The 6,892-nt window shown below is 65.1% G+C and carries 6 protein-coding genes, 2 tRNA genes and 1 riboswitch; of the genes, 4 read left to right on the plus strand and 4 right to left on the minus strand.

Annotated features, from left to right (window positions below; all coding sequences use genetic code 11):
* The 3 genes from EA346_RS13960 to EA346_RS13970 form a co-directional block, all read right to left on the minus strand.
* The coding region (locus EA346_RS13960; protein WP_296759625.1) for a cobalamin-binding protein at positions 1 to 951 on the minus strand (951 nt) is incomplete at its 3' end.
* Positions 948 to 1,508, minus strand: a complete 561-nt coding sequence (locus EA346_RS13965) for a cob(I)yrinic acid a,c-diamide adenosyltransferase (protein WP_296759627.1) — start codon at positions 1,506 to 1,508, stop codon at positions 948 to 950. The genes EA346_RS13965 and EA346_RS13960, both read right to left, overlap by 4 nt.
* Before the next feature lie 150 nt (positions 1,509 to 1,658).
* A complete protein-coding gene (locus EA346_RS13970) occupies positions 1,659 to 3,533 on the minus strand; it encodes a TonB-dependent receptor (RefSeq protein ID WP_296759628.1) in 1,875 nt (624 codons plus the stop codon).
* Between the two features lie 101 nt (positions 3,534 to 3,634).
* A riboswitch (cobalamin riboswitch) is annotated at positions 3,635 to 3,875 on the minus strand.
* Between the two features lie 342 nt (positions 3,876 to 4,217).
* Here EA346_RS13970 and gltX point away from each other — a divergent pair.
* From gltX to EA346_RS13990, 4 genes are all read left to right on the plus strand, one after another.
* Positions 4,218 to 5,624 carry a glutamate--tRNA ligase gene (gene gltX / locus EA346_RS13975; protein ID WP_296759630.1) on the plus strand — a complete coding sequence of 469 codons (1,407 nt, stop codon included), beginning with the start codon at positions 4,218 to 4,220 and terminating at the stop codon, positions 5,622 to 5,624.
* 40 nt (positions 5,625 to 5,664) lie between these two features.
* Positions 5,665 to 5,740, plus strand: a tRNA-Ala gene (locus EA346_RS13980).
* 22 nt (positions 5,741 to 5,762) lie between these two features.
* On the plus strand, positions 5,763 to 5,981 hold the full coding sequence (locus EA346_RS13985; protein ID WP_296759632.1) for a hypothetical protein: 219 nt from the start codon (positions 5,763 to 5,765) through the stop codon (positions 5,979 to 5,981).
* Between the two features lie 45 nt (positions 5,982 to 6,026).
* Positions 6,027 to 6,102, plus strand: a tRNA-Glu gene (locus EA346_RS13990).
* A 166-nt stretch (positions 6,103 to 6,268) separates the two neighbouring features.
* Here the strand turns inward: EA346_RS13990 and EA346_RS13995 are convergent.
* A complete protein-coding gene (locus tag EA346_RS13995) occupies positions 6,269 to 6,448 on the minus strand; it encodes a hypothetical protein (protein WP_296759633.1) in 180 nt (59 codons plus the stop codon).
* Between the last annotated feature and the right edge of the window lie 444 nt (positions 6,449 to 6,892).

A 6,892-nucleotide genomic window follows, 5' to 3' on the forward strand; every position in this document is an offset into this window, starting at 1 on the left:
TTCCGGACGCCTTGAACGTGCCGTTTCAAGGGCCTCGCAGAGCATCCGGGTGCCCTCGGCGATGCGCGGGGTATGGCGCTGAATGAGCGAGGGCGGAATGAAGAAGAGGTTGCCCCGGCGCACCGCCGTGAGGTCTGTCCACTTCTGCCATGGCTGCAGCCAGTCGGGCCGGTCCTCGCCGGGTCCGCCACTTACAATGGCCTCCGGGTCGGCCGCCAGTATCGTCTCCTTGCCGGGACGTGGCACCAGGGTCTCCAGCTCTCCAAATACGTTACGTCCGCCGCAGAGGTGGATGACCTTGCCGATCAGGTGTGCGTCGTTCACGGTCATCAGCGGCTGGTCCCAGACCTGGTAGAAGACATCCACCGGGGGGCTGTCGGAATAGCGGACACGCAGCGCTTCGATCTCATCCTCGAAGTCTTTCGCGGCCCGCTCGGCCAGACCCTCGCTGCCCGAGAGTCGCCCAAGCCGGCGCAGGTCGTCGGCGATGCCCTGGAAGTCACTGGGTTCGCTGTAATAGACGTTCAGCCCGAGGCGCTCGAGCCGTTCCAGTTGTGCCTGGGGGCTGCCGCTGTCCCAGGCGATGACCAGATCGGGACGCGCGGCCAGGAGCCTCTCCAGGTCAAGCTGCGTGGCCGTGCCGATCCGAGGAATTTCCCGCGCTGCCGCCGGGAAGTCGGCGTGCGCGACGGTCGCGACGATGCGCTCTCCGGCTCCAACCGCGAACAGGAGTTCGGTGAGGTGGGGCGTCAGGCTGACGATGCGCTCCGCAGGCTCCGCCAGTTTTACCGTGCGGCCGCGATCATCGACCACGGCGATGCCGTGTTCCAAGGCGCCAGCCTGCGCGAAGGGCAGGCAAAGCCAGAGAGCGAACGCAGGCCACGATACGGACCGCCGGGCCCGGCGCGCGCCAGCGGGCACAGGCCCTGATTCTCCCGTTCCTGCCGTCATCCGGATTCCCGCACCCGCCGGCTCCGCCAGAACAGTTCGCCATCGCCGGCCTCCCGGGCCAGCACCCGTGCCATCACGAACAGCAGGTCCGAGAGACGGTTCAGGTATTGCCGGGTGGCCGCAGTCACTTCCTCCTCGCGCGCCAGGTGAACCAGGTGGCGCTCCGCGCGGCGGGTCACGGCGCGCGCGAGATGACACACGGTGGCCGCCTGGCCTCCCCCGGGAAGGATGAACTCCTGCAGCGGCGGCAGCCCGGCATTCATTTCCTCCAGGCGTTCTTCCAGCCATGCCACGCGCTCAGCCGGCAGCAGCGACTCGCCGGGAAGCGCCAGCTCGGCGCCGAGATCGAACAGGTCGTGCTGGATCTCCAGGAGCCACTTCGTTTGCGGCGCCGGGAGCACATTCGCAAGCAGCATGCCGAGCACACTGTTCAGTTCATCGACATCGCCCATGACCTCGATGCGCGCCGAGTCCTTGGGCAGCCGCGCGCCGGTCGCGAGCCCGGTGCTGCCGTCATCCCCGGTGCGGGTGGTGATGCGGGTGAGTCGGTTGCCCATTGCACGGTCTCCAATCGGGTGAACATCATTCGGAACAGGATCAGCGGGGAAGCCTGTGGTGAGACTCTTTCGCGCCCGGAGGGCGCTCCTACGACATCTCTCTTTCCGTAGGAGGCGAGCCCTCTCGCCGATAGCGGGGCCGGAGCGATCCTATTGTTGCTGATAGCGTACGGTCACGAAGGCGCCACGTCCGGGCTGGTTATAGTCGGCACCGGTGAAGTCCCGCACCGTCGCATAGTCACGGTCGAAGAGGTTGCGCACCGAGGCCTCCAGGGTCCACTGCGGGTCGATGGCATAGGCTGCCCGCAGATCGAGCGTGGCAAAGCCCGAGAGTCGGTCAGCGTTCGCCGTGTCGTTGAAGCTGCGCGCCTGCCCCAGCAGGCTGCCGCCGAGCGACCAGGCGCCAAGCACGCGATCCACGTCCACCCGCGCGCTGAAGGGCGAACGTCGCGGCAACTCGTTGCCGGTTGCCCGATCCTCGGCCTCGAGGGCGGTGAGGCTGGTGCGGCTCGACCAGTCCCCCGCCTGATAGCCGACCTCCACCTCCAGACCCCGAATCCGTGCCTCGTTGATGTTCTGCGGGGAGAAGGTCGTCATGTCGAAGGCAATCAGGTCGTCGATCTCGGTTTGGAACAGCGCGGCATCCAGGAACCAGGCGCCGCTGGCGTAGCGTGCGCCCACCTCGACGCTGCGCGACTCCTCCGGGTCCAGATCCGGATTGCTGAACCCCGGGAAGTAAAGGTCGTTGAAGCTCGGCGCATTGAAGGCCGTTCCGGCCGATGCGCGCACCCGCCACGCGTCGGAGAGTCGCCGTCCCCAGCCCAGTTGTCCGGTGGTCTTGCTGCCAAACTGCTCGTTGTCGTCGAGGCGCAGGCTCGCCTCCAGATCGTTATGCCCCAGCGCGCCCTGGAGGACGGAATAGACCCCGACGTTGTAGCGGGAGTCCTCGGCGAACGCCGTGCTGGCATCGACGTGGTCTTCATAGGCATCGACGCCCGCCACCCAGGACCAATCCGCGTGCACGCGGACCGTGTTCTGCCAGTCGATCAGGTCTCGGCGGGTGTCGAAATACGTGACCCGATCCGCGAGGGTGCCGCCCTCGAAGGAATCCAGTTCGTCCCGGGACTGGGCGATGGCCAGTTGGCTCTGCCAACGCGGGGTCACGAAACCGCGTACACCGCCGCGCAGGGCGGAATGCACATAATCGTTCTCGGCCGGCGAGTACGGGCCCACCACGGCAAAGGTGGCGGGATCGGTTTCGTCCGCGTCGAATTCGGTCGTCCCCCGGGAGTACAGGAGGTTGCCAAAGAGCTCGACGCCGTTATCCAGCCGATGCGACAGCGAGCCGGACAGGGACGTGTTGTCGTAGCCGTCGCGGTCGTCGTCCCCGACGCCGGTGAGCACGTCGATACCATCGGTATCGAAGCGGCTGGCCGAGACGCTGTAGCGGGTATCCCGCGTGCCGCCGGCCACGCCCGCACCGAACTCACGCGTGTTGAAGCTGCCACCGCCCACGAAGGCATTCACGCGCGGCGGTCCCTCGAGGCCCTTGCGGGTGAAGATCTGGATCACGCCGCCGATCGCATCCGACCCATAGATGCTGGTGCGGGGCCCGCGCACGATCTCGATGCGCTCGATTTCGGAAGGTGGCAGGTACTGCCAACTGGCCGATCCGGTGGTCGCCGAACCCATGCGCACGCCGTCGACCAGCAGCAGGGTGTGCCCAGAGTTGCTGCCACGCATGAAGACACTCGAGAGCTTGCCGAAGGGTCCGTTGTCGGCCACGCCGATCCCGGCGCGTCCGCGCAGCAGATCGGTGAACTGCTGGGGTTGCAGGCGTTCGATCTCCTCGCGTTCGATCACGGTGACCGAGGACAGGGCTTCGTCGACGGTTTGCGGGGCGCGCGTTGCCGTGACCACGATGGGGTCAAGGCGGTCACCGGCATCGACGGCAGCGGCCGCCAGCGCGGGTAGGAGAAAAAGACTCGAGGTCCCGAGACGTTGAAGAGTACTGAAATGCCGCATGGTTGCCCTCCGCAAGCCAAGGAGTGGCCGAGGCGGGCAGAGCATAGCGAACCGCGGCAGGCGATCGCGCCGGCCGGAATCCGCCAGACGGCCCACCGCAGTCTGGTTGTAACCCGACAGGCCGGTCTCCGGGCTTCAGGAACATCGAAGAAGGCTTCGATGCGGCGGGACGCCTTCCCACGCCTGCGGCGCAGTGGCATGTGTTCCGTCGAATCCCCGGACGTGCGACGTCCCGGGACTTCCTCTCACCGTTGCGGGGGCAGCGCAGGTTTCTCACCTGCTTCCCGTTTCATTCCGCGCCTGGCAGTACCGGGGCGGAACACCTGCAAGGTCATTGATACCGGCATGCAGCCGGCAGGTTTCGCGCCCTTTTCCATGGGCAGAGTGCGGACATTACTCCCTCGGGTTGTGGCTGGCAAGCTAAAGCTGGCGCCGGAAAGGCGGTTGCCCGCCGTCATTCAACGAGTGGGCTGGAAAGGTGCAGACCCCCGTAGGGTGGAAGGGCGAAGCGTCATTCACCGTGCAGCGCGGGTCGGAAGCCGAAACGTGGATGCGGCAGGCACCGGGCGCCCGGATGGCGGATGACCGCCTTCGGCCTCTTCCGCCCTACCGGTCAGGCTGTTGTTGCGAGGGGACTTTGCTAACCTACGCGGCCTCGGTTACCTCTGTCACTGCGAGCCGCTCATGACCATCTGCACCCGTTTCGCCCCGAGTCCCACCGGCTACCTGCACATCGGCGGCGCCCGGACCGCCTTGTTCTCGTGGCTTTACGCACGGCATCACGGCGGCGAATTCGTGCTGCGTATCGAGGACACCGACCTGGAACGGAGCACCGCGGAGTCGGTAAACGCGATCCTCGAGGGCATGAACTGGCTGGGCTTGTCCTACGACCGCGGACCCTTCTACCAGACCGAACATTTTCCCCGGTACCGCGAGGTGATCCAGCAGCTCCTTGTCTCCGGGGATGCCTATCACTGCTATTGCACCCGCGAAGAACTGGAGTCCATGCGCTCGGCACAGATGGAGCAAAAGGAGAAGCCGCGCTATGACGGCCGCTGCCGTCACCGCACTGAGCCCCGGGACGGCGTGCTGCCGGTGGTGCGCTTCCGCACGCCCGACGAGGGCGTGACCATCGTGGACGATATGGTTCGTGGCAAGGTGGCCGTTCAGAACAGCGAGCTGGATGACCTGATCATCGCCCGCTCCGACGGCACACCGACCTACAATCTGACCGTGGTCGTGGACGACATGGACATGGGCATCACCCACGTGATCCGCGGCGACGACCATCTCAACAACACCCCGCGCCAGATCAACATCCTGCGGGCGCTGGGTGCGGAGCCGCCACGCTACGGCCACCTGCCGATGATTCTTGGTCCCGATGGCACCAAGCTGTCCAAGCGCCACGGAGCGGTATCGGTGATGCAGTATCGGGACGAGGGGTTCCTTCCCGAGGCCTTGCTGAATTACCTGGTGCGCCTCGGCTGGTCCCATGGCGACCAGGAGATCTTCAGTCTCGACGAGCTGGTGCGGCTGTTCGACATCGGCGACGTCAACCAATCTGCCTCGGCGATCAACCCGGACAAGCTGCTGTGGCTGAACCAGCACTACATCAAGACCCTGGACCCGGACCGGGTGGCGCGCGAGTTGAGCTGGCATTTTGGCCAGATCGGGATCGATCCCTCGACGGGTCCTGAACCGTGCCAGGTCGTCCTTGCGCAGCGCGATCGCTGCCGGACCCTGCGCGAGATGGCGGAGGCAAGCGCGTATTTCTATCGCGAGTTCTCCGACTACGACGAAAAGGCGTTTCGCAAGAATCTGACCAAAGAGACTCTGCCCGTGCTGCAGGCGCTGCACGACGGTTTCAGGGCCCTCGGAGCCTGGGAGAAGGAGGCCGTGCACCAGGTCGTGTTGCGCACTGCCGAGCTTCTCGATCTGAAGATGGGCAAGGTGGCTCAACCGCTGCGCGTGGCGATCACCGGCAGTACCGCCTCACCGGCGATCGACGAAACGCTCGCGCTGGTCGGGCGGGATCGGGCCATCGCTAGGATCGAACGGGCGCAGGCCAAGATTTCCGCCGAAGCCGCTTGACAGGTTTCGGCCCCGTGGGTACATTGCGCGCTCGCCTTTCGGGGCCATAGCTCAGCTGGGAGAGCGCCTGCATGGCATGCAGGAGGTCGGCGGTTCGATCCCGCCTGGCTCCACCATAAGGTGAAGTGCGAGAGGACTATGCACAAGTTCGGGATGATTTCCCTGTACCTGGGCCTCGTGCTCTGTGCCATCGGCCTTGTCGGTGGCTTCGGGCTGATGTTTGCTGGTGGCGATGCCTGGGCCAAGCCCCTGATCGCCATGGTACCCATCGGGTTCCTGCTTGTTTTTAATGGAGTTGTAACGACCCTTCTGCACAGCCCCGGCAGTGGGTCCGAGCCGAAAGGTCCGCCCGAGTAGCACCGTAGTAAACGAGTAGCACCGCAGTAAAGACGCTGCCTCTGCGTCCCCATCGTCTAGAGGCCTAGGACACCGCCCTTTCACGGCGGCGACCGGGGTTCGAATCCCCGTGGGGACGCCATCTTTTCAAGCACTTAATGAATCTCTCCCAGCCTGTACGGAACCGGTACGGAACACATCGGGCCAAGACAGTTCTGTATGGCATGATTTCGTCGATTGTTCCGTACATCTCAACACAAGGTTGTCCGACCGGTCGGACGTTCCGCCGACGGTAAGTTGAGCGGATCTCATGGCGGGTGATTAAGCAGCCACAGGGTCGCCGCACGCCGGCCGAGTTTGTTGGAGCCGTGTTCTGCCGGCTCGGTGTCGGCGTCGCGGATCAGTTGGTCCCAGTAGGCGCGCAGCCCCTCGTTGTGTTGCTGTGCGAGGGCCACTAGTCCGTTGGTGATGGCACGCCAGAGGTGCATAAACTTGCCGCCATCTCAGACTGAAACGGCGGCGCGAAGGCCGCGGCCATGACGAGGGTCCGCTAGGCATTGCTGTCGCAAAGTCTGCTGAGCCCTTGCCACCAACTCTCCAGGGTGTCGGACTGTGTGGTCCGCAGCGGCTAGCCGATGGTGTGTAGAGAAAGCCTTCGCCGGTCTGAGTCGGAAACACTTGGCGGTGCTCTTTTTTAAACCCCGGACACGGGTTGTCCCCGGGGGTCCCCGGTGTGTCCCCGGTCGCCGGGCTGTCCCGAAACCTAGACGGGACAACGCGGTCCCCGGTGTCCCCGGTTGTCCCCGGCGTTTTTTCAATCTGCGAGATTTGCGGGATGGACGGCCGCAATCGATTGGATAGTCGTGGTGCTCTCGGTGTAGCCGGCTGGCGTCATAGGGCCGCCCACTGCCACTGACGGGTCGCGACCCTGA

Source organism: Thioalkalivibrio sp. (assembly GCF_007692535.1).
GTDB lineage: Bacteria > Pseudomonadota > Gammaproteobacteria > Ectothiorhodospirales > Ectothiorhodospiraceae > Thioalkalivibrio.